General features: G+C 65.7%; 24 protein-coding genes. 10 read left to right on the plus strand and 14 right to left on the minus strand.

Features of this window, described 5'->3' with window-relative positions:
• Positions 1 to 79: 79 nt before the first annotated feature.
• Entirely contained in the window at positions 80 to 1,312 is a 1,233-nt protein-coding gene (locus ACQR1E_RS32895; protein ID WP_316175475.1) for a benzoate/H(+) symporter BenE family transporter, read from the minus strand.
• 172 nt (positions 1,313 to 1,484) lie between these two features.
• Between ACQR1E_RS32895 and ACQR1E_RS32900 the strand changes: the two genes are divergently transcribed.
• A complete protein-coding gene (locus tag ACQR1E_RS32900; RefSeq protein WP_434898054.1) occupies positions 1,485 to 1,970 on the plus strand; it encodes a hypothetical protein in 486 nt (161 codons plus the stop codon).
• 224 nt (positions 1,971 to 2,194) lie between these two features.
• Here ACQR1E_RS32900 and ACQR1E_RS32905 read toward each other — a convergent pair whose 3' ends face one another.
• The 6 genes from ACQR1E_RS32905 to lgt all read right to left on the minus strand — a co-directional run bounded on the left by ACQR1E_RS32905 (position 2,195) and on the right by lgt (position 7,560).
• Positions 2,195 to 2,428, minus strand: coding sequence for a hypothetical protein (locus ACQR1E_RS32905; RefSeq protein WP_315714074.1), 234 nt, complete (start codon positions 2,426 to 2,428; stop codon positions 2,195 to 2,197).
• Between the two features lie 502 nt (positions 2,429 to 2,930).
• Complete coding sequence (locus ACQR1E_RS32910; protein ID WP_315714378.1) at positions 2,931 to 3,884, minus strand: ribose-phosphate pyrophosphokinase; 954 nt, start codon at positions 3,882 to 3,884, stop codon at positions 2,931 to 2,933.
• 165 nt (positions 3,885 to 4,049) lie between these two features.
• On the minus strand, positions 4,050 to 4,613 hold the full coding sequence (locus ACQR1E_RS32915) for a hypothetical protein (protein WP_434898055.1): 564 nt from the start codon (positions 4,611 to 4,613) through the stop codon (positions 4,050 to 4,052).
• A gap of 198 nt (positions 4,614 to 4,811) precedes the next feature.
• Positions 4,812 to 5,558 carry a peptidoglycan editing factor PgeF gene (gene pgeF, locus ACQR1E_RS32920; RefSeq protein ID WP_409998670.1) on the minus strand — a complete coding sequence of 249 codons (747 nt, stop codon included), beginning with the start codon at positions 5,556 to 5,558 and terminating at the stop codon, positions 4,812 to 4,814.
• A 20-nt stretch (positions 5,559 to 5,578) separates the two neighbouring features.
• Positions 5,579 to 6,706 (minus strand): class I SAM-dependent methyltransferase, encoded by a 1,128-nt coding sequence (locus ACQR1E_RS32925; RefSeq protein ID WP_434898056.1) that lies wholly within the window; start codon positions 6,704 to 6,706, stop codon positions 5,579 to 5,581.
• Complete coding sequence (gene lgt, locus ACQR1E_RS32930; RefSeq protein WP_316186721.1) at positions 6,703 to 7,560, minus strand: prolipoprotein diacylglyceryl transferase; 858 nt, start codon at positions 7,558 to 7,560, stop codon at positions 6,703 to 6,705. Before lgt ends, ACQR1E_RS32925 begins: the two co-directional genes overlap by 4 nt.
• Positions 7,561 to 7,816: 256 nt before the next feature.
• Between lgt and ACQR1E_RS32935 the strand changes: the two genes are divergently transcribed.
• From ACQR1E_RS32935 to ychF, 4 genes are all read left to right on the plus strand, one after another.
• On the plus strand, positions 7,817 to 8,107 hold the full coding sequence (locus ACQR1E_RS32935) for an accessory factor UbiK family protein (RefSeq protein ID WP_315714079.1): 291 nt from the start codon (positions 7,817 to 7,819) through the stop codon (positions 8,105 to 8,107).
• 185 nt (positions 8,108 to 8,292) lie between these two features.
• Positions 8,293 to 8,982: a 50S ribosomal protein L25/general stress protein Ctc gene (locus ACQR1E_RS32940; protein ID WP_315714080.1), complete on the plus strand. Its 690-nt coding sequence runs from the start codon at positions 8,293 to 8,295 to the stop codon at positions 8,980 to 8,982.
• A 72-nt stretch (positions 8,983 to 9,054) separates the two neighbouring features.
• Positions 9,055 to 9,660 carry an aminoacyl-tRNA hydrolase gene (gene pth, locus ACQR1E_RS32945; protein WP_316191552.1) on the plus strand — a complete coding sequence of 202 codons (606 nt, stop codon included), beginning with the start codon at positions 9,055 to 9,057 and terminating at the stop codon, positions 9,658 to 9,660.
• 41 nt (positions 9,661 to 9,701) lie between these two features.
• A complete protein-coding gene (gene ychF, locus ACQR1E_RS32950) occupies positions 9,702 to 10,799 on the plus strand; it encodes a redox-regulated ATPase YchF (protein WP_316169335.1) in 1,098 nt (365 codons plus the stop codon).
• Between the two features lie 15 nt (positions 10,800 to 10,814).
• On the opposite strand, the gene ACQR1E_RS32955 is transcribed toward ychF, so the two are convergent.
• Complete coding sequence (locus ACQR1E_RS32955) at positions 10,815 to 11,105, minus strand: DUF4282 domain-containing protein (protein WP_315714083.1); 291 nt, start codon at positions 11,103 to 11,105, stop codon at positions 10,815 to 10,817.
• Positions 11,106 to 11,326: 221 nt separating this feature from the next.
• On the opposite strand from ACQR1E_RS32955, the gene ACQR1E_RS32960 reads away from it, so the two are divergent.
• From ACQR1E_RS32960 to ACQR1E_RS32970, 3 genes are all read left to right on the plus strand, one after another.
• The gene (locus ACQR1E_RS32960) at positions 11,327 to 11,788 is read left to right on the plus strand and encodes a MaoC family dehydratase (RefSeq protein WP_315714379.1); all 462 of its coding nucleotides are present in this window, start codon (positions 11,327 to 11,329) and stop codon (positions 11,786 to 11,788) included.
• Positions 11,788 to 12,267, plus strand: a complete 480-nt coding sequence (locus tag ACQR1E_RS32965) for a MaoC family dehydratase (protein WP_434898057.1) — start codon at positions 11,788 to 11,790, stop codon at positions 12,265 to 12,267. The genes ACQR1E_RS32960 and ACQR1E_RS32965 overlap by 1 nt, the downstream gene beginning before the upstream one ends.
• Positions 12,268 to 12,376: 109 nt before the next feature.
• A complete protein-coding gene (locus ACQR1E_RS32970) occupies positions 12,377 to 12,526 on the plus strand; it encodes a hypothetical protein (RefSeq protein ID WP_315714401.1) in 150 nt (49 codons plus the stop codon).
• A 56-nt stretch (positions 12,527 to 12,582) separates the two neighbouring features.
• On the opposite strand, the gene ACQR1E_RS32975 is transcribed toward ACQR1E_RS32970, so the two are convergent.
• The 6 genes from ACQR1E_RS32975 to ACQR1E_RS33000 all read right to left on the minus strand — a co-directional run bounded on the left by ACQR1E_RS32975 (position 12,583) and on the right by ACQR1E_RS33000 (position 15,967).
• Entirely contained in the window at positions 12,583 to 12,720 is a 138-nt protein-coding gene (locus tag ACQR1E_RS32975; protein ID WP_315752726.1) for a hypothetical protein, read from the minus strand.
• Positions 12,721 to 12,877: 157 nt separating this feature from the next.
• Complete coding sequence (locus ACQR1E_RS32980) at positions 12,878 to 13,291, minus strand: hypothetical protein (protein WP_315714086.1); 414 nt, start codon at positions 13,289 to 13,291, stop codon at positions 12,878 to 12,880.
• Positions 13,292 to 13,442: 151 nt separating this feature from the next.
• A complete protein-coding gene (locus tag ACQR1E_RS32985) occupies positions 13,443 to 14,369 on the minus strand; it encodes a hypothetical protein (RefSeq protein WP_315752727.1) in 927 nt (308 codons plus the stop codon).
• A gap of 130 nt (positions 14,370 to 14,499) precedes the next feature.
• Positions 14,500 to 14,940: a nuclear transport factor 2 family protein gene (locus ACQR1E_RS32990; RefSeq protein WP_315714088.1), complete on the minus strand. Its 441-nt coding sequence runs from the start codon at positions 14,938 to 14,940 to the stop codon at positions 14,500 to 14,502.
• A 179-nt stretch (positions 14,941 to 15,119) separates the two neighbouring features.
• On the minus strand, positions 15,120 to 15,386 hold the full coding sequence (locus tag ACQR1E_RS32995; RefSeq protein ID WP_315714089.1) for a hypothetical protein: 267 nt from the start codon (positions 15,384 to 15,386) through the stop codon (positions 15,120 to 15,122).
• Positions 15,387 to 15,520: 134 nt separating this feature from the next.
• A complete protein-coding gene (locus tag ACQR1E_RS33000; RefSeq protein WP_316169334.1) occupies positions 15,521 to 15,967 on the minus strand; it encodes a nuclear transport factor 2 family protein in 447 nt (148 codons plus the stop codon).
• 328 nt (positions 15,968 to 16,295) lie between these two features.
• Between ACQR1E_RS33000 and ACQR1E_RS33005 the strand changes: the two genes are divergently transcribed.
• On the plus strand, positions 16,296 to 16,517 hold the full coding sequence (locus tag ACQR1E_RS33005; RefSeq protein ID WP_315714380.1) for a hypothetical protein: 222 nt from the start codon (positions 16,296 to 16,298) through the stop codon (positions 16,515 to 16,517).
• Between the two features lie 153 nt (positions 16,518 to 16,670).
• The gene (locus ACQR1E_RS33010; protein WP_316203664.1) at positions 16,671 to 17,063 is read left to right on the plus strand and encodes a hypothetical protein; all 393 of its coding nucleotides are present in this window, start codon (positions 16,671 to 16,673) and stop codon (positions 17,061 to 17,063) included.
• Positions 17,064 to 17,309: the final 246 nt, after the last annotated feature.

Consider the following 17,309-nt stretch of genomic DNA (forward strand, 5'->3'; position numbering starts at 1 on the left):
GATCCAGCGGCGCTGCAACAGCATGGTGCCCGTTCGACTGGGGATGCGACGACAGCGCGTGGTGCGATGCGGCAATCCGTTATGCGCCCGATGCGGCTGTGAAATCCGTCCGCTCCAGCAGCCACGACAGTGCAAAGCCGGCGACGAGCCCCCAGAACGCGGCGCCGATGTTGAGCAGGGGCACGTCGGCGACGGTGACGAGGAAGGCGATCAGGGCGCCGAGCGAGAAGTTCGTTCTGAACGCGGTCACGAACGCCGTTTGCAGCACGCGCAGCATGGCGAGGCCCGCCAGCGCGGTGATCAATGATTTCGGCGCGATCAGCAGCAGCGTGGTGAAGGTCGGCGCCAGCAGGCCGAAGCCGAGCGCCAGCACGCCCACGACCATCGCCGCGGTATAGTGGCGCTTGCGCTCGCCGCCGGAGACGACGATCGCGTTGGTCGGTCCGGTCAGGCAGGTCGACACGCCGCCCACGACAGCCGCGAGCGCCGAGCCGATGCCGCAGGCGACGGTCACCACATTGACCGGCGGCTTGTGCCCGGCGGCGGTCAGCACCGCAAAGCCCTGGCCGTTCTGCACCACCAGCACGGTGACCGCGAGCGGCACGATCAGCTCGATCATGGCCGCGAGCGACCAGGATGGCGTGGGGATCACCGGATGGATCAGCGCGATCTGCACCGACGCATTCTGATCATACTTGCCGAACAGGAGAGCCGCGAGCGTGCCGATGACGAGCGCGCCGATGATCGGCGGGCAGCGCCGGCCGAGCGCAGGGAGCGCGGTCAGCAGCAGCCAGAGCACGACCATCGGCCCGGCGATGGCAAAGTCGGCGAACACGGCGCGGACGAGATCGAGGCCGAAGCGCAGGAATACGCCGGCGACCATGCCCATCACGATCGGCATCGGCACCAGCTGCATCGCGCGCTTGACCCAGCCGGTGAGCCCGAGCACCAGCATCAACAGCGCCGTACCGTAGAACGCGCCGACCACCTGCGGGAAGCTGAGATGCGTCAGCGACTGGCCGACCAGGACGGTGCCCGGAATCGTCCAGAACAGCACCAGTGGCTCGCGATAGCGCCACGACAGCGCCAGCGTGATCAGGCCGTTGATGAAGAACACGCCGAAGATCCACGACGCGATTTCCCCTTGCGACAGCCCGCCATTGGCACCGACCGAGAGAATGATCGCGACCGGTCCGGTGATCGCGAACAGCCAGCCGATGAAGCCGTGCGAGGCGTAGAGCGGACCGAAGTCACTGGAGATCTGGCCGAGGCTGGGCGGCGGTCCGGCCGGGCGTTCGATGGCGCTGAACATGACGGGGCAGGGCTCGGCTGTGTTCTTGTTGTTGTCCTTGGCGTCTCGTGGGATGTTGTGAACCAACCGCATCAGGTGTGCAAGGCGCCCGCCCATCGCCCATGCGGCTGGCTCTGCGCGGCGGCAACGGTTTCGATTGACGGCTTGGGACTCATCCGGGCTATCTTTGGCCATGAGCTGGTTCATGAGAAAACGTCTCCGTGCCGTCTTTGGAGACTTTGTGTCTGAAGAGACCTTGGAGGCGCTCGGTCAGCGCGACCTATCCATCCCTCCACTCCAGCGCACGAGAGTGTGCCACGTGCTGCTTCAGGTTCGCGACGATACGGCCGAGACGATCCCGACCTATCGCTCCGATGCCATCGAGCTGATCCTGCGCGAGGGCGCGATCGTCGAGAACGTCCTGTCCTCGTTCGTGTCGGCTGTCTTCATGTTGGAGACCAAGACGCCTTTGGATCCGATCAAGGCAACGCTCGATCGGCTCGGCCCGAACGTCCGCGCGGTGTATCACCTCGGCGACCATCTGCGTGGGGTGATCGCGTCGACCAGCCGCTTAGACTATGGCACCATCGTTCCGAACATGGGGGCGGCGCTGGAGATGCTGCTGCGCCTGGAGTTCGGTTCTGTAGAGCGGCTCGAGGATGAGGCGGGACCGGCGTAGCTCGAGCTCATCAGCAAATTCTGACAGGCTCAGACTGCCCGCCGGGCAAATCGTCTTGTCCTCGCAAAATCCTGTCCACCCCTTCGGATAAAAATAAATCGCTTGACGATTTCGTAAAATCAGCATTATGGTCCCGCTCGTTCCGTTGCGTCGGAGGGGACGTATCGCGGTCGTCATGGACGTCGGCAGCGGAATGCGATGGGCGGGTCGGGTCGCAGCGTGATTCAGTTCGCGTCGACGAACGATGCGGCCCGCACGGTCAAGTCGCGCGGTCCTGGCACCCCGAAGCTGGTGTCCCGCGTAACGCGCGCAAGCGCGTTGCGCGCACGGTGGCCAACAAGCCGGCGCACCGGGGAGAACGCGAAGCAGCCGTCAAAACCGTCGCGCAGGGAGGGCCGGGTGTGTTCGGCCAGACCTGTGGTACCTGCCGCCTGCATTTTTTTCAGCAGGCGGGCCACGGGCGCGGCCAGCGCCCGGCCTTCCCTGCGCCCTTCATCTCGTGAGGGCGGCACGATGAGCAAAGCTCGGACGCAAAATGCGTCGCGAGATCGCGGAGCTGCATCGCCAGATGTCGGCAGACAATGTTGCCATGAAAGACACCGCGGGCGTCGTTGCGAGCGCAGCGACTTGTCCGCCGGAACTCGGAGAGCGTCGGCGGAAGCAATCCAGGATCTCTCCGTTGAGGCACCCTGGATTGCTTCGTCGCTGCGCTTCTCGCAATGACGGCGTATGGGGCAAGCTGCCCACCCTCCCCTGGAGGGGGAGGGTCGCCTCACGACGAGCGAAGCGAGACGTGAGGCGAGGTGGGGTGATCTCTCCACTTGCACCAGAGCCTGCGGAGAGATCACCCCACCCCGCTCGCCCGCTTCGCGTGCGATCGACCCTCCCCCTCCAGGGGAGGGTGGGCCAAATCGAGTTCTAGCGCGAGAAGGATGAGGCGACGTTCGCAGACAACCGAGGTCAGTCGAACAGGCTCGACACCGATTCTTCCGCCGCCGTCCGCCCGATCGCCTCGGCGATCAGCGGGGCGATCGCCAGCGTGCGGATGTTGGGGGCGTTGCGGACCGCTTCGGTCGGCATGATGGAGTCGGTGATGACGAGCTCCTTCAGCCGCGACGAGGTGATGCGGGACGCGGCACCGCCGGAGAGCACGCCATGCGTGATGTAGGCGTAGACGTCCTTGGCGCCGTATTTGAGCAGCGCATCCGCCGCGTTCACCAGGGTGCCGCCGGAATCGACGATGTCGTCGATCAGGATGCAGGTGTGGCCGGAGACGTCGCCGATCACGTTCATGACCTCGGACTCGCCGGGACGCTCGCGGCGCTTGTCGACGATGGCGAGCGGCGTGTTGATGCGCTTGGCCAGGCCTCGGGCGCGCGCCACGCCGCCGACGTCCGGCGAGACGACCATGAGGTTGGAGAGATCGAAGCGATCCTTGATGTCGCGCACCATCAGCGGCGAGGCAAAAAGGTTATCGGTCGGGATGTCGAAGAAGCCCTGGATCTGGCCGGCGTGCAGATCCAGCGTCATGACGCGGTCGACGCCCGCATGGGTGATCAGGTTCGCGACGAGCTTGGCCGAGATCGGCGTGCGCGAGTTCGATTTGCGATCCTGCCGCGCATAGCCGAAATAGGGCACCACGGCGGTGATGCGGCGCGCGGAGGCGCGGCGCAGCGCATCGGTGATGATCAGGAGCTCCATCAGCAGGTCGTTCGCCGGATAGGACGTCGATTGAATGATGAAGACGTCGGAGCCGCGGACGTTCTCCTGGATCTCGACGAAGATCTCCATGTCGGCGAAGCGCCGGACCACCGCTTTCGTCAGCGGCAGCCCAAGTTCAGCGGCGATGCCGGCGGCGAGAGCCGGATTGGAGTTGCCGGCGACGAGTTTGATGGAGCCGTTCTTGGCCGACATCGTGAATTCTCCTCGCGTCTCGCTGGAGACCTTGTTCAGCATATCGGGCTATCCATGGAACCGGCAGTTTTGCACGGGCGAGGTGATATCAAGGACACCGCGCGCATGGCAACCCGCCGCGGGTGTTTTTCCCGGCCAAAAACGGCGCAAAATGCGCCTCTTTGCCTAATGGTCGGTGTAGCCGAGGGCCGCGACGCTGGTGCCGCCGGACGCCGGCGACGCGGGCTCGGCCACGGCGACCGCGGGGCCGCGGGTGGCCGGCGCCGCCGGTGGCGCGCCGTCGGCGGGCGCGGTGCCGTTCAGCATGTTCGAAAGTCCGCTGAAGCCGGCCTGCGCGATTTTCCGAAGCACCATGTCGTCGACATTGTTCCACGGATCGCGGCCGCCGCGTCCGACCGGCTCTTCGCCCGACAGCCGCAGCGCGCGCTGCTGATTGCGATCGTAGACGTCGAACACCCAGGCGATCACGCTCTTGCCGCTGACGACCTGGGCGGAGAGATAGGTGCGGACACGATAGGCCGCCGGAGCCTCGCGCGACACGATGGCGAGGCTACGCAGCTTGGACTCGCTGTCGAGCACGCTGACCATGCGGTCGAAGATCTGCGGCGGCGGGCCGTCGATCTGCTCGAAGGCGATCGTGGCGCTATCCGATGCAGGCGCCATCGCAAAGGCGTTGGACGGGCCACCGCTGCTGGTCGCGCAGCCGCCGAGCGTTGCAGCGGACGTCATCAGCAAAACGGCAACGCAGGCGTGCTGCGCAGCGCGGCTGATCCGTCGAAGTGGTGTCGGCGCTCCCCTCATCGTCGGGAGCGATATCGTTAAAATCGATTAACGTCTAGGTCGCGGTTGCCACAGATTGGGACAGAGTGCACTCAGTTGTACAGAAAGGGTTAAGCAATCCACATGCGGCCACAATGGCGCCCCGCTTCAGCCTTCGAGCATGATGGCATGGACGTGCCGGCCATAGTCCGGCTCCCTGCGATGCACAGAGCGGCGGTAACTGAAGAAGCGCTCATCGGCATAGGTGTCGAGGCCGAGGTCGTCGATCAGCAGCACGCCGGCGTTTTCCAGCCGCATCCGGATGAAGCCGGCGAGGTCGAACATTGCGTGGCCGTCGCGCGTCGAGGGCAGGAAGAAGCGCGCGTGCTCGGCGTCGTCGTCGAGGAAGCGCGTGACGAACTCGGCGCCGACTTCATAGCTCGGCTGGCGGATCAGGGGTCCGACGGCGGCGATGACCTGCCCGCGCTCGGCGCCAAGCTCCTCCATCGCCTGCAGCGTGGCTTCGAGCACGCCGGTGAGCGCGCCTTTCCAGCCGGCATGGGCGGCGCCGATGACGCGCCTCTCGGGGTCGGCGAACAGGATCGGCCCGCAATCGGCCGTGGTGACGCCGATCGCGAGATTCGGCGTTGCGGTCACCAGCGCATCGGCCTTCGGCCTGACGGGGCCGTCCCAGGGCCCGGTCGCAACCACGACGTCGGGCGAATGAATCTGGTGCAGGCTGAGGAACTGGTCGGGCGCGACGCCGAGATGGGCGGCCATGCGGCGGCGGTTTTCCCGGACGTTCTCCGGCACGTCATTCGATCCGAGCCCGCCATTGAGGCCGGCATAGATGCCGTCGGAAACGCCGCCCTCGCGGGTGAAGAAGGCGTGGCGCAGGCCAGGGATCGCGGACATCACATCCGATGATACCAGCATCATGCGCCTCCCGTGTTCTCGTTGGTGTGTTCGTCGCTGATGCCCGCCAGCACCGGAATGGCCGGATCGGAGATGCCGAGCACCTTGAACAGCGACCCCATTCCGCCGCGGCCGCCGCCGGTCAGGCGCTTCAGCCCGCTCGCGATGTCCTGCGAGACTTCCGGCGACGCCTTCTGCATCAGGGTCAGCGCGCGGGTTTCGATGCCGAGCCGCTGCAGGAACTCGCCCTGCGTGACCGGGCCGTGAACGCGCGCGCCGACGGCTTCCGCGGCCCGCGCCAGCGCGTCGAAATCGACATGGGCGGTGATGTCGGCAAGCCCCGGTGTCTTGAGGGGATCAGCGAAGCTATGACGGGCGATGGCCTGGAAGGTGTCGCCGACGTCGCTGCGCACATGGCCGTAATCGATGATGACGGCGGCGCCGCGCTGGTCGCGGATGCGCTTGGCGATGGCCATCATCTCCATGTTCGGCCGCCATTCGAAGATCGCGCCGGCCGGCGCGGCGCGCACCAGCGGCGGCAGCAGCAGCTCGAAGCCGGGCGTCGGATCGGCGGCCGCGCCGTAGACGAAGTTCTCCTCCTCGTCGAGCTCGACGACGCGCTCGTGCCAGCCGGTCTCGCGCCTGATCATCTGGTGGATCGGCAGCACGTCGAAATACTCGTTGGCGAAGATGACGCTGGGGCCCTCCGGCACCTCGTCGAAGCTCTCGTGCCAGTTGACGTTGCGCAGGCCGGTCAGCGTCGCCTTCTGCTTTTCGCGCAGGACAGGATTGACCTCGACCAGGTGGACCGAGATCGTCTGGTACAGCGGCGGCAGCACGCGCAGCGCCCGCAGCGCATCCGACATCATGGTGCCGCGGCCGGGTCCCAGCTCGATCAGCCGGAATTGCTGCGGCGATCCTGTCGCCTTCCAGATCGAGGCCGCCCACAGCCCGAGCAACTCGCCGAACATCTGGCTCACTTCGGGGGCGGTGGTGAAGTCGCCCTCGCGTCCGAGCGGATCGCGCGAGATGTAGTAGCCGTGCTCCGGATGCATCAGACACAGCTCCATGTAGCGCCAGACCGGCATCGGGCCGGACGCCTTGATCAGCCGCTTGATCTCGGTGTGGAGCGGAGAGGTTTCGATCACGGATTGGCCTGCAGCGGGGGAGTGGCTTGATGTGTCCCGGGCTTGCGCAGCGCCCGCGCCACCAGGATGGCGCCGATGATCAGCATCGGCACCGACAGCACCATGCCCATGGTCAGGCCACCCCAGAGAAAGCCCAATTGCTTGTCGGGCTCGCGGAACAGCTCGCTGGTGATGCGCGCCACGCCATAGAGGGTGATGAAGCTGCCGAGGATCAGGCCGGGCCGTTTCAGCGCGCCGAACCGGATCATGATCGCCAGCACGATGAACAGCACGATGCCTTCGAGGCCGGCCTCGTAGAGCTGGCTCGGATGGCGCGGGAGATGGGTCGGATCGCGCGGGAAGATCATCGCCCAGGGCACGCTTGCATCGGCGGCACGGCCCCACAGCTCACCATTGATGAAATTGGCGATGCGGCCGAGCAGCAGGCCGATGGGCGCGACCGCGGTGGTGACGTCGCCGAGCGAGAGGATCGGCAGGCCGTTGCGGCGGGCGAACCAGATCACGGCGAGCACGCAGCCCATGAAGCCGCCATGGAACGACATGCCGCCGTTCCACAGCTCGAAGATCTCGAGCGGATGATCGATGAAGAACGGCAGGTTGTAGAACAGCACGTAGCCGGTGCGGCCGCCGAGGATGATGCCGACCGTGACCCACAGGATGAAGTCGTCGAGCTGGACCAGCGACACCGGCGCCGGGCCGCCCCACAGCCGCTCCTTCTTGAGCAGCGAGCGAGCGTAGAGCCAGCCGATCACGATGCCGCAGATATAGGCCAGCGCGTACCAGCGGATCGCGAACGGGCCGATGGCGATCGCAACCGGATCGAACACGGGGAAATCGATGAGGAGAGGCGTCATTCACTGGCTTTCGTGGACACGGCGTCCCGCTTCCGGAAGCCCCCGGGCGATGCGGGCTTCGAACGAGCCCCGCCACATGAGCGGGCGCGGCGCGATGTGATCTCAGGGCTGCTCATACCAGCGCCGCGGGCCGGCGCAACAAGTACGATGACAAGGAAACCAAGGCATGACAAGACGGCCCATCTTGCGGGCGGCGACAGGGATCGCCATTCTGTCTTCCATCATCGTGCTCGTCGCGGGACGCGGAGTTTCTCACATGACCCAGACCAACAACCGGTTTTTCGACGAACTCGGCCGCCTGATGAACGATGCCGCAGGTGCCGCCCAGGGCATGAAGCGGGAGGTCGATTCCGTCATCCGCAACCAGGCGGAAAAGATCCTGAACGACCTGGACATCGTGAAGCGCGAGGAGTTCGAGGCGGTCAAGGACATGGCCCGGCTCGCCCGCGAGGAGAACGAGGCGCTGAAGGCGCGGATCGCGGCGCTGGAAGCCAAGCTGGGTGGTGCGGCCGGCACGCCGCCGGGCGCCGGCAGCGCGGATGGCTGACGCCGCGGCCGGGTTGCCCTGGGACGGGAGGGGCAGGCGGCCCCTTCATTTCCTTGTCATTTCCCGGGTTTGCCGCTAGAACGCCGCCACGTCCGCGGCCCCCGCACCCCTGGAGGCTTGCCGAAGGACGTCCAGCAACGGGCCGCATTGCGGCCTTTAACTTTTTAAAACAAGGACTTAACACGATGGCGACCGTCAGAGAACTGAAGGCGACCGCCCGTCCGTCAGTCGGCAAGGGGGCCGCACGGGCAGAGCGTCGCGCCGGGAGAGTGCCCGGAGTGATTTATGGAGACAACCAGCCCCCGCTGCCGATCTCGGTGGAAGACCGCGAGCTGCGCCAGCGCATCCTCGCAGGCCGGTTTCTGACCACGATCTTCGACGTCACCCTCGACGGCAAGAAGCACCGGGTGATCCCGCGCGACTTCCACCTCGATCCGGTCAAGGACTTCCCGATCCACGTCGACTTCATGCGGCTCGGCCAGGGCGCGACCATTCGCGTCAGCGTGCCGCTGCATGTGGTGGGCTCGGAAGGCGCGCCGGGCGTCAAGCGCGGCGGCACGGTCAACATCGTGACCCACACGCTCGAGCTCGAGTGCCTCGCGGAGAACATTCCGCAGTACATCGAGGCCGATGTCAGCGCGCTCGAGATCAACCACTCGCTGCACATCTCCGATGTCAAGCTGCCGACCGGTGTGAAGACGCTCTCGCGCGACGACGCGACGCTCGTCACCATCGTGCCGCCGTCGGGCTATGGCGAGGAGCAGAAGGCGGCTGCTGGCGCCGCAGCGGCGCCCGCTGCTGCTGCTCCGGCTGCCGCTGCGAAGGCTCCCGCGGCCGCTGCCAAGGCGCCGGCTGGCGGCGACAAGAAGAAGTAAGCCGTTCCGCTTCTGGGAAGCACGGGCGGGTCCCGTGCTTCTCGAAGCGACGGCGGGGGCGGATGCCGCGTCATGCTGCTGTTTGTCGGCCTCGGCAATCCTGGCGCGAAATATGCGCGCAACCGGCACAATATCGGCTTCATGGCCGTTGACGAGATCGCGCGGCGTCACCGCTTTTCGCCGTGGCGACGCAGGTTTCAGGGCGAGACCTCGGAAGGCACGCTCGACTCCGAGCGCGTCATCCTGCTCAAGCCCACGACCTATATGAACGAATCCGGCCGCGCCGTGCAGGAAGCGGCCAGCTTCTTCAAGCTCGGCGTCGGCGACGTCACGGTGTTTCAGGATGAGCTGGAATTGTCGCCGGGCAAGCTGCGCGTGAAGGTCGGCGGCGGCATTGCCGGCCATAACGGGTTGCGCTCGATCTCGGCGCATCTCGGCAACGACTATCGCCGCGTCCGGCTCGGCATCGGTCATCCCGGCGTCAAGGAATTGGTGCACGGCCATGTGCTGTCGGACTTCGCCAAGTCCGAGATGCCCTGGGTCGAGGCGCTGTGCGAGGCGGTGGCCGACAATGCGGGTTTGTTGACGGGCCGGCGCGACTCCACCTTCGCCAACAAGGTGCATCTGGCGCTGCAGGCCAAAGGTTTTCTGGACAAGGGCGATGCCGGCGCCGCGTAAGGCGCCCCGGGCCCTCGCCTCAAGAGGATGCGAGACGGATCATGGGATTCAAATGCGGGATCGTCGGCTTGCCCAACGTCGGCAAGTCGACGCTGTTCAACGCGCTGACGGAGACGGCGGCGGCGCAGGCCGCGAACTATCCGTTCTGCACCATCGAGCCGAATGTCGGCGAGGTCGCCGTTCCCGATCCGCGGCTGGAAAAGCTCGCGGCGATCGCCAAGTCGGGCCAGATCATTCCGACGCGGCTGACCTTCGTCGACATCGCCGGACTGGTGCGCGGCGCCTCCAAGGGTGAAGGCCTCGGCAACCAGTTTCTCGCCAACATCCGTGAGGTCGACGCGATCGCGCATGTGGTGCGCTGCTTCGAGGATTCCGACATCACCCATGTCGAGGGCAAGATTGCCCCGCTCGCCGACATCGAGACCATCGAGACGGAGCTGATGTTGTCCGATCTCGACAGCCTCGAGAAGCGGGTCGACAACCTCGCCAAGAAGGCCAAGGGCGGCGACAAGGATGCCAAGGAGCAGTACGAGCTGGTCACCCGTGCTCTGGTGCTGCTGCGCGACGGCAAGCCCGCGCGGCTGCTGGAGCGCAAGCCGGAGGAGGAGCGCGCCTTCGGCATGCTCGGACTGCTCACCTCCAAGCCCGTGCTCTACGTCTGCAATGTCGAGGAAGGCTCGGCCAAGGACGGCAACAGCTTCTCAAAGGCGGTGTTTGCGCGCGCCAAGGAGGAGGGCGCGGTCGCCGTCGTGATCTCGGCCAAGATCGAGTCCGAGATTGCGACGCTGTCGCGCGAGGAGCGAGTGGATTTCCTGGAGACGCTCGGGCTCGAAGAGGCAGGTCTCGATCGGCTCATCCGCGCCGGCTATCAGCTGCTCGACCTGATCACCTACTTTACGGTCGGTCCGAAGGAAGCGCGCGCCTGGACCATCCACCGCGGCACCAAGGCGCCGGCGGCGGCCGGCGTCATTCACACCGATTTCGAGAAGGGCTTCATCCGCGCCGAAACCATCGCCTATGCCGACTATGTCGCGCTCGGCGGCGAGGCGGGCGCCCGCGAGGGTGGCAAGCTGCGCCTCGAAGGTAAGGAGTATGTCGTCGCCGACGGCGACGTCATGCACTTCCGCTTCAACAACTAAGGCCGTGCGGGGCGGCTACATCCGCCCCTGCTCGCGGATCGCGCCGAGATGCTCGTTGATGCGGAAGACGATCAGCACGAACTCGGCGATGATGCGCGAGAACACCATGCCGACGATGATGCCGGCGAGCGACGACAACAGCATCAGGAAACCGCCGAACGGGCTGATCGCCATTTCGGAGAGGCCCGTGAAAATGCCGCGAATTCCCGACAGGATGATCAGCGCAATCACGAGCCAATAGAACGTCTTGATGATGGTGGGCGTGATGAAGCGGTCCCACTGGAACAAATCGCGAAATTCCAACATCCTGATCCCCCGGCCACGTCCGAATCGGTCGTCAAATCCGTCTTTAAGTCGTGCTCGAATTGCGCGCCAGACGGCATCGGCGGCAGCCGAATTCGTTCCGGTATATGGCGCCTTCTGGCACTCTCTTGCGACTGGACCGGGCGTCAGCCATGCGAGCGGCCCGGTTGTGATTGCTGCAAAGTGCGGCCACAATCGGGCTTCTTTCAGCCATTCCCAGCCTCATGACCCTCACCTTCGAAGATTTTCCGCAAGGCCCGTTCGGCAGCTTCGGCCCGCGACACGTCACCCGCGACGAGATCATCGCCTTCGCGTCTGAGTTTGATCCGCAGCCGATGCATCTGGACGAACTGGCTGCCTCGCAGTCGATGCTCAAGGGTCTGTCCGGCTCGGGTTGGCACCTCTGCTCGCTGATGATGCGCATGATGTTCGACGGCTTCATCGGCCGCACCGCTTCGCTCGGCTCGCCGGGCGTCAACGAGGTCCGGTGGCTGTCGCCGCTGCGTCCTGACGATGAGCTGATGCTCGATGTGGAGGTTCTGGAAGCGCGGGTGTCGCGGAGCCGTCCGTCGACCGGGATCGTCACCTTCAAATGCAGCGTGCGCAACAAGGCTGGCATGAGACTTTGCGAGATGGTTTCTCCCATCATCGTCGAGCGCCGTGAGAGCCGCGGGCAGGTGGGCTGATGCGCTTTTTCGAGGATCTTCAGGTCGGCCAGCGCCGCGAGCTCGGCTCCTACACGTTCACTGCCGAAGAGATTAAGCGCTTTGCCATTCAATTCGATCCGCAGCGCTTTCATCTCGACGAGGAAGAGGGCCGCCGGTCGCTGTTCGGCGGGCTCGCGGCATCGGGATGGCACATCGGCTCGGTCTGCATGAAGCTGATCGTCGCGGATAATCAGCGACTGCTGGAGATCGCGCGCACGCGTGGCGAGCCGATCGCTCTCGGAGGTCCTTCTCCCGGCTTCCGTGATCTGCGCTGGCACAAGCCGGTGCTTGCAGGAGATACGATCAGCTTCTCGAACGAGATTGATTCGCTTCGCGAGTCGGCCTCGCGCCCGGAGTGGGGCATCCTGCAGGCGCGCAATACCGGCATCAATCAGCGCGACGAGCTGGTGTTCTCTGTGCTTGCGTCGGCCTTCGTCCCTCGACGGAACAACGGTTGAGGCGAAAAGGTCACGCTTCGTAGGATTGTCGGCGCGGAACGAACTTCGCGCTAACGCATTCTGAACTCCGACTCTATAAGACAGCCAATCAGGGATCAGGATGTGGGGGATGAGTATGGCAGATCGCGGTGGTCTGAAACTCCTCGGCTTTATCTTTGCCAGCGTGACGCTCGCGGTGATGCTCGCGACGGGAATGGTCGTGAAGGGCTACGCGGACGGATCGTATTCGCTCGAGACGTCAGCGACGATCAACGAGTGACGGTTTAACTACTCGTTAACCAGAACGGACCACGCGGTCCTGTTCGTAGAGGCGATCTAGCGGCTCCAGATGAGCACCATGATCGCCATCGCCACCACCAGCAAACCGACGAAACGGACCATGATGGTCCCGATCCGCTGAGGCTTGGGCCGCAGAGGAATCGGATCGGTGTTGTGCGGCCGGATCGTTTCCATGAGAGCGACATCCCCCTGACGCAACCTGCCCGCCACGAGAGCGGCGGAAGTTGGTCGCGGGAGGGCCGGAGCGCGTTCAAGGACGCGGCGCTGCAAAGACGAAAACCGCCGCGCGATGCCTCGCACGGCGGCCCTCTTCAAGATCCGGAAAGAATGTTCAGCTGCTGCGCAGGCCGTCGGCGGCGCGCTTCCACTGCGTGACGTTCTCGGCGATCGCCCGGGTCGACTTCATCGCCGCCTGGCTGAGCTGTGCATAGCTCGCGATCTCGCGCTGCACCCGCTGGCCCTCGGCATGCAGCAGTTCGCGCAGGCTCTCGAGCTCTCCGATCAGGTTCTCGATCTCCGACAGCGAGGTGCCGGCGACGCGCTGGATCAGCGTGGTGACGCTGTTCACTGCTGCATCGGCATCGATCGAGGCCTCGGCCGTGGCGGCCGCATTGGGGCGGCGCAGATAGGCGATATCGTTACGGACGAAATCACGAATGCCGGCCTCGACTTCGGAGACCGCGGCCAGATCCGTATCCAGCTCGGCTTCAGTTCCATCGATCTTGTCCGGACGAATGACATTCATCGGCTAATTCCTCATTTCGCGTTCAAGCGAGCGCGGTGTCCCCGCACGACGAACTTCTCAAAGCCTATCAGTGCGGCCAAATTGGGCCGCACCGCGGCGAAGCTGCGGCGAACGTTCGATCATTCGTGGCGGGCTGCCGCAATGGTGAACGTCACCAGCTCCGCTTGAAGCCGGCCGAGATGCTCTTGCTGGTGCCGCCCTGCGCGGTCTCGCTGACTGAGCCGGAGATGCTGAGACCATCCGACAGCTTCTGCTCCGCGCCGACCTTGCGCAGCCATTTGTCGTCGCTCGACGACAGGGTCTGGCCGGCGGTGACGCTGGTGCCGGTGTCGCCGATCGAGAGCTTGGCGGACTGCTCGGTGTCGAAGCTGCGGCTGGTCTTCGGCGCCGCGCCGGGAATCGGCACCATGCCCTGCTGGGTGACGTTGTAGCCGTTCTGCAGGGTCAGATTGTAGTGATCGATCGGCACCGCCTTGGTGATGGTGGTGCCGAGCCGGCTGTGATCGGATCCGGGATCGACGCGGGCCTCGATGGCGGTCTTGTCCCAGATCGAGCCGGCCCCCGGCGCGGTGACGGCCGCCCAGGCCGAGCCGCCGGATTCCGGAGCATTGCCGCCGTTCTCGGCCTTCTCCGCCAGCAATTCCGACATCGTGGTCGGCTGCCGCGCGACCGTCATGTCGGCGCCGACGCGGGCGTCCCAGAACGGCGATACCGACTGCTTGACCGACACGCCCGAGGCGAGGCTGCCCTTGTTCTGGTTCGACCAGTCGAGCGCGGCCGCCTTCTCTGCGGCGGCCTTGCGCTTCGCCGCCGCGGCGGCTTCGGGACGGTCGAGGAAGGTGGTGTCGTCGATCGCGAGCTGGCTCCAGTCGAGCTTCTCGACGTCGATGTCCTTCATCGGGTCGGCCGCTGCCTGGTCCTCGGACTTGTCCTCGTCCTCCGGCTCCGGCGCGATCTGCTGCCAGGGTGTGATCTGCAGCGGCTGCGGCGCCTGCATCAGCGTCTGGGCCGGCGCGGCGGACGCAAGAAGGCCGAAGCCGGCCGTGAAAACCGCCAGCGCGCAACCATACGATGTCATGAGAGCAACCCCCGCCGCCCGAACCTGTGTGCCGGAATATGGTGGAATCTTGGCGCAAAATTATGGCTGCGCCAGTCACGAGCTGTTGGGTTGCCGGTGAGTGTGACCACAATCCAACACGCCGGCGGGCTCAGGCGAAGCTGCCGATGCGCGGCAGGTCGATGGGGCGGCCGAGCGTCTGCTCGACCAGATCGAACGTATCGATCAGGATCCGCAGCCGCGCGAGCTTGCCGGCGCGGAATTGCATGAATTGCGCGAGCCGCGCCGTGATCGGCTTGTCGGAATCCTGCGCCGTCATCGCGCAGCGGACCATGGTCGCCGCGCTGGTCTCGTCCAGCATCAAGGTCTCGCGCTCCAGCCGGCGGATGCTCACATTGTCCGCGATCTGCCTGACGGCGTCGAGCACGGCGGCGCGGCCGTGCCGCGCGCCGAGGAAGGGAAACATGTCGATCGGGCCGTAGATGGCCCAGTCGATGTCGTCATCGAGAAGCTCGGCGAAATCGTCGAAACGGCGGTCGTTGATCGCGCCATGCAATGCGCGCGACAGACGCCAGAGGCTGTGCTCCGTCATCGGCTCGGGATCCTGAACTGGCTTGCAAGGGGGCGCGCCGGCCTCAAGGCGACGTCGCAACGGACGTCGCGCCGGGGCGCCGAATCTATCTCTCTTGAGCCTCACATAAATCAACCACCTGCGCGCGCAACGGCTGTTTTTGCATTGCACAAATGCGCGCGACCGCCGGTCGCCGCGCCCTAACGCCCTTCATGCTGCATGCGCTGCTGCGCGATCGCGACCTCGTGGTCGCGGAAGGCGGCCATGCCGAACAGGGTGGCGCCGGCGAGGCCGCCGATCAGGGCGCCGAGCGGCATGAAGGTGAAGAACACCAGCATGCCCGCATAGCCTTCGAATTCGCTGGTGTTGAACAGCTCGATCCAGGCCAGTCCAAGCCCTACTCCGATCGTCGCGCCGCCGACGACGCCCATCACCAGTCCGGCCATCGCCAGGAATGCTATTCTCATGTCACCGATGCCCCGTATACCACCGCTCATGGGGTGCGGAGCCCGGGCCACAGGTTCAAGGCGACGAGGCCGCCGGTGGTGACGTTTGCGTGATCGGCTGGTCCAGGCCCTGGTCCGCCACGGCCGTGCCGGCCTCAGGGCCGGGCGGCGCCCGCGATCAGCAGCCGGCTGAGATCGCATTCCAGCACCTGCTGCACCAGGTCGTAGGTGTCCATGATCTCGCGGATGCGGGCGATGCGGCCGTCGCGCAGGGTGTAGAAGGCGGCGAGGTCGTATTGCACGATGCGGTCGTTGTCGCGCTTGCGCAGGAAGATGCGCAGATCCACGGCGACCTGGTCGCCTTCGCAGATCATGGTCTTGATCTCGTGCCGGACCTCGGCATAGCGGCTGCGCGCCGTCTCCCACATCTGCCGCACCTCGGCCTTGCCCCGGCGGCCGCCGAGATGGGGGAAGATGTCGATCGGCGCCGAGGCGAAGTGCTCCAGGTCGTCGGTGCAATGCGCCAGCACGCTGTCGAAATCGCCGGCGGCATGGGCCTCGAGCAGCTTGCGCACGCGCTGCTTGTTGATGTGCTCGATCATCCTGTCTCCACTGACGGGAATGTCCGCGTCGGCGATCTCGTTCTGGAGATGCCGGCGGACGGCCGTCAACCACCTGTGTGACCGTCGGCCGGCTCAATGCGCCGGTACGGTGAACGGAAGCTTGGCGAGTGATCGCGTCACGATCATGTCTCAGCCCACTCTCGGCTCATCTCTCAGCTCATTTCTCAGCTCTTGGGTCATCACCGCGCGCGATAAGGTTCGCGCAATGCGTCATGCCGGTTGCGAGGCGGGAACCGCCCCGCCGCGTCGCCGTTACCTCGCACCATTCTTGCGGAGCTCGATCATGACGATGTCGATCACGAAGACCATGCTGGCCGCCTCCGTCGCAGCGCTGGCGCTGCTGTCGACGCAGGCCGCCGAGGCCAAGGGGTGCATCAAGGGCGCCATCGTCGGCGGCGTGGCCGGCCACTATGCCGGTCATCACGGCGTGCTCGGCGCCGCCGCCGGCTGCCTCTATGGCCGTCACCGCGCCAAGGAGCAGGAGCGTCAGCAGCAGCAGGGCCAGGTGAACGGGCAGGGCCGGACCTAGTCGATGCCGCGCGTCGACCGTGCTCGGCGTGCCCTCATCCCAGCCGGCGGCGATGGCCTCGCGTGACGGGGCTCACGGTCCTCCTCCGGCGTGCCGGTTAGACGGGAGCGGTCTGGTCCTCGCCGAGGACCGCCGCAACCGGATGTCCGGGCCATGCTCACCGTCGCCTCTCCCAGCACCTCCGCGCCGAAGGCGCCGCTGCTCAACCTCTTCGAAGGCATGGCGCTGACCGCGCTGTTCCAGGCCATTCCAACCTATGCCGGCGCCGCGCTGATCCTCAAGCTGGCGCACAGCACGGCGCTGCGGGCCGGCATCATCGGCTTCGTCGCGAGCGCGACCATCATCCACGTGCTGATGACTTCCGCTGCGGGGCCGCGCTTTCAGCGCGTGCTCAAGCAGGCCTACGCGGCTGATTTCTACGACGCGACGCTGGGCCTCGCCGACAAGGTGCTGCGCTGGCGCACGCAGCCCGAGGCATCGCTGCAGCTCCTGGGCTCGACCGTGATGCTGGCGCTGCTGTCGGTCGCGGTGCTGGCGATGGGGTGAGGCGGCATCGCCTCCTCACGATGGATGGGCGCGGCGCAGCTTGCCTAGGACGACGGCGGAGGGGAGAACTCATTTACGATTCAAACAGCCGAAGAGAGGTCCGGGACATGACGGCGCAGTCTCGCGGCATGGGATGCCCGAGTGCTGCGATCCGCGTGGCCCTCGAGAGTGCAGAGGGCGCAGGGAATGCCGGGTGAAGGCCTCACCCATGGCCCGCCTGCGAAAAAAATGCAGGCGGCAGGTACC

Origin of the sequence: Bradyrhizobium sp. HKCCYLRH1030, assembly GCF_051168395.1 — a bacterium.
Taxonomy (GTDB): domain Bacteria; phylum Pseudomonadota; class Alphaproteobacteria; order Rhizobiales; family Xanthobacteraceae; genus Bradyrhizobium.

Coding starts and splice junctions, on each gene's coding strand:
- ACQR1E_RS32895 (WP_316175475.1), bottom strand. CDS start 1,312: ATGTTCAGCGCCATCGAACGCCCGGCCGGACCGCCGCCCAGCCTCGGC.
- ACQR1E_RS32900 (WP_434898054.1), top strand. CDS start 1,485: ATGAGCTGGTTCATGAGAAAACGTCTCCGTGCCGTCTTTGGAGACTTT.
- ACQR1E_RS32910 (WP_315714378.1), bottom strand. CDS start 3,884: ATGTCGGCCAAGAACGGCTCCATCAAACTCGTCGCCGGCAACTCCAAT.
- ACQR1E_RS32915 (WP_434898055.1), bottom strand. CDS start 4,613: ATGACGTCCGCTGCAACGCTCGGCGGCTGCGCGACCAGCAGCGGTGGC.
- pgeF (WP_409998670.1), bottom strand. CDS start 5,558: ATGTCCGCGATCCCTGGCCTGCGCCACGCCTTCTTCACCCGCGAGGGC.
- lgt (WP_316186721.1), bottom strand. CDS start 7,560: ATGACGCCTCTCCTCATCGATTTCCCCGTGTTCGATCCGGTTGCGATC.
- ACQR1E_RS32935 (WP_315714079.1), top strand. CDS start 7,817: ATGACCCAGACCAACAACCGGTTTTTCGACGAACTCGGCCGCCTGATG.
- ACQR1E_RS32940 (WP_315714080.1), top strand. CDS start 8,293: ATGGCGACCGTCAGAGAACTGAAGGCGACCGCCCGTCCGTCAGTCGGC.
- pth (WP_316191552.1), top strand. CDS start 9,055: ATGCTGCTGTTTGTCGGCCTCGGCAATCCTGGCGCGAAATATGCGCGC.
- ychF (WP_316169335.1), top strand. CDS start 9,702: ATGGGATTCAAATGCGGGATCGTCGGCTTGCCCAACGTCGGCAAGTCG.
- ACQR1E_RS32955 (WP_315714083.1), bottom strand. CDS start 11,105: ATGTTGGAATTTCGCGATTTGTTCCAGTGGGACCGCTTCATCACGCCC.
- ACQR1E_RS32960 (WP_315714379.1), top strand. CDS start 11,327: ATGACCCTCACCTTCGAAGATTTTCCGCAAGGCCCGTTCGGCAGCTTC.
- ACQR1E_RS32965 (WP_434898057.1), top strand. CDS start 11,788: ATGCGCTTTTTCGAGGATCTTCAGGTCGGCCAGCGCCGCGAGCTCGGC.
- ACQR1E_RS32970 (WP_315714401.1), top strand. CDS start 12,377: ATGAGTATGGCAGATCGCGGTGGTCTGAAACTCCTCGGCTTTATCTTT.
- ACQR1E_RS32975 (WP_315752726.1), bottom strand. CDS start 12,720: ATGGAAACGATCCGGCCGCACAACACCGATCCGATTCCTCTGCGGCCC.
- ACQR1E_RS32980 (WP_315714086.1), bottom strand. CDS start 13,291: ATGAATGTCATTCGTCCGGACAAGATCGATGGAACTGAAGCCGAGCTG.
- ACQR1E_RS32985 (WP_315752727.1), bottom strand. CDS start 14,369: ATGACATCGTATGGTTGCGCGCTGGCGGTTTTCACGGCCGGCTTCGGC.
- ACQR1E_RS32990 (WP_315714088.1), bottom strand. CDS start 14,940: ATGACGGAGCACAGCCTCTGGCGTCTGTCGCGCGCATTGCATGGCGCG.
- ACQR1E_RS32995 (WP_315714089.1), bottom strand. CDS start 15,386: ATGAGAATAGCATTCCTGGCGATGGCCGGACTGGTGATGGGCGTCGTC.
- ACQR1E_RS33000 (WP_316169334.1), bottom strand. CDS start 15,967: ATGATCGAGCACATCAACAAGCAGCGCGTGCGCAAGCTGCTCGAGGCC.
- ACQR1E_RS33005 (WP_315714380.1), top strand. CDS start 16,296: ATGCTGGCCGCCTCCGTCGCAGCGCTGGCGCTGCTGTCGACGCAGGCC.
- ACQR1E_RS33010 (WP_316203664.1), top strand. CDS start 16,671: ATGCTCACCGTCGCCTCTCCCAGCACCTCCGCGCCGAAGGCGCCGCTG.